This window comes from Rhodococcus sp. NPDC059969, from assembly GCF_042738325.1.
Taxonomy (GTDB): domain Bacteria; phylum Actinomycetota; class Actinomycetes; order Mycobacteriales; family Mycobacteriaceae; genus Rhodococcus_F.
In genome coordinates this window covers 1-1,693 of record NZ_JBHWUF010000033.1, presented here as the reverse complement: position 1 = coordinate 1,693, position 1,693 = coordinate 1, and the positions used below count along the sequence as shown (strand labels likewise).

At 65.3% G+C, this 1,693-nt stretch carries 3 protein-coding genes; 1 reads left to right on the top strand and 2 read right to left on the bottom strand.

Annotation, left to right across the window (positions count from 1 at the left end; all coding sequences use genetic code 11):
- Positions 1-274 (top strand): hypothetical protein (locus ACFWAD_RS29840; RefSeq protein WP_378550441.1); only part of this gene is annotated, 274 nt, incomplete at its 5' end.
- A 194-nt stretch (positions 275-468) separates the two neighbouring features.
- Here ACFWAD_RS29840 and ACFWAD_RS29835 read toward each other — a convergent pair.
- Together ACFWAD_RS29835 and ACFWAD_RS29830 are read right to left on the bottom strand one after the other, a co-directional pair.
- Complete coding sequence (locus ACFWAD_RS29835; protein ID WP_378550438.1) at positions 469-1,521, bottom strand: IS630 family transposase; 1,053 nt, start codon at positions 1,519-1,521, stop codon at positions 469-471.
- Positions 1,421-1,690, bottom strand: a complete 270-nt coding sequence (locus tag ACFWAD_RS29830; protein ID WP_378550444.1) for a hypothetical protein — start codon at positions 1,688-1,690, stop codon at positions 1,421-1,423. Before ACFWAD_RS29830 ends, ACFWAD_RS29835 begins: the two co-directional genes overlap by 101 nt.
- Positions 1,691-1,693: the final 3 nt, after the last annotated feature.

The window sequence follows — 1,693 nt, the reverse complement described above, 5'->3', positions numbered from 1 at the left end:
CCTTATAGAACTGGCAGGTGACCCCGAGGTGCAGTGCCGGGTGGAGGTGATCGACTTGATCACCTCGATTTACAAGACAACGCAGTGGGCAGATGCCTCGGCTGCGGCCGATCCGAGATATCGTTCAGCGTTCGAGGAAAAGGTTGCCTGGGAGGTGACGGCGAAGGATGCGGTGCTGGCGCACAGGCGAGTCATCGAGGTTCTTGCGCGGGACGCAGACCGGGGAGTGGCAGCTGCCGCCAGTCGGCTTCTTTCGCTTCTATCGAGCTGCTGACGAGAGTGTCAAGGATTCGGCTCTGGAACATCTCATTTCCGAGGTGGTAGCGGCGCGACTCGGCAAGGAAACGGGAAGCGTAAATCAAATGGCGCCCAGTGCAGAAATGTGCCACCCGCGACTGGTTATACTGTAGGTAGGTACTCGGCGGCCCCAGCGGATTCGTTCCGTTGGGGCCGCTATTGATCAGAAACTCAAAGGGTTCTCGTCCAGGACGTAGCGGACGTGTGGGCCGCCGAAGTAGCCGCGGACGATGTGTGGTTGACGCTGGCGTCTGTGGAAGAACCTGCGGGTTTCGGCGGCGAGTTCGGCCTGGTTCCTGGCCCGGTGGGTGTGGGCAGGCTGCGTTTGAGGTGGGCGTTTACCAGCTCGTCGGGGTTCAGTTCGGGTGAGTACGAGGGCAGGAAGTGCAGCTCGATCTGGTCCTGGTGGCCGGCGAGCCAGGCCTGGACGGTCTTCGAGCGGTGGGCCGAGTGCCGGTCGACGATCAGGTGGACCTTGTGGTCGAAGTGCCCGACGATCCGGGCGAGGAAGCGGCACATGACCTTCGCGTTGAACGACTCGGTGAAGACCATGAAGTGCATCCGGCCACGGGTGCTGATCGCGGACATCGCGTTCACGGAGAACCGGTTCCCGGTGCGGCGGACGATGGGAGTCGCGCCTTTGGCGCCCCAGGTGCGGCCGGTGACCTGGTCCGAGCGGACCCCGACCTGGTCGCCGAAGAGAACCTCGGCGTTCTCCGCCTTCGCCTTCGCCCGGATCGCGAGCCAGGTCTCCTCGTGCCAGACGCGGACTGCTTCCGGGTCCTGCTCGACCGCCCGCTTGTCCGGACGCTGGAAGGTCAGCCCCCAACGCTTGAGGTACTTGCCCACCCCGGGCTCGGTGAAGCGGACCCGGTACAGCTTGAAGATCAGCTCGCCTATCTGACCCCGTGTCCACAGCTGACCAGAAAGCCCCAGGTCGGAGGGGATGTGATCGAGGACGGCCTGCCGGACGGCAGCCTGCTCGGCCTCCCCGAGCACCTGGTGCACCCCGACCGGCTTGCCGCGCGGCCGCATGACCAGAGCTTCCCGGCCGCCGGCCTGCCACTTCGCCCACCAAATGTCGACCGCCTTCAGCGACACCCCGAATACCGCCGCCACCTCCTCACGGTCCCGCCCCGCCACCAACGCGGCCACCGCCCGCAGCCGCAGGGCCTCCTGCGCCGACGGCGACAGATGCCGCGCGTCCCCCACCAGATCGCTCACACCCCTCCAACGACCCAGAACCCAAACCGTTTCTGATCAATAACAGCTCCCGGAGCCCGAAGTCGTCGTCGTACGACACGGTGAAGTCGCCCAAGCGGGCTCTGCGTGAGGCGTCCAGCACCAGAGCACGACTGCGCCGCAACCACGGATGCCCATGCCAGCCAGGCAAAGG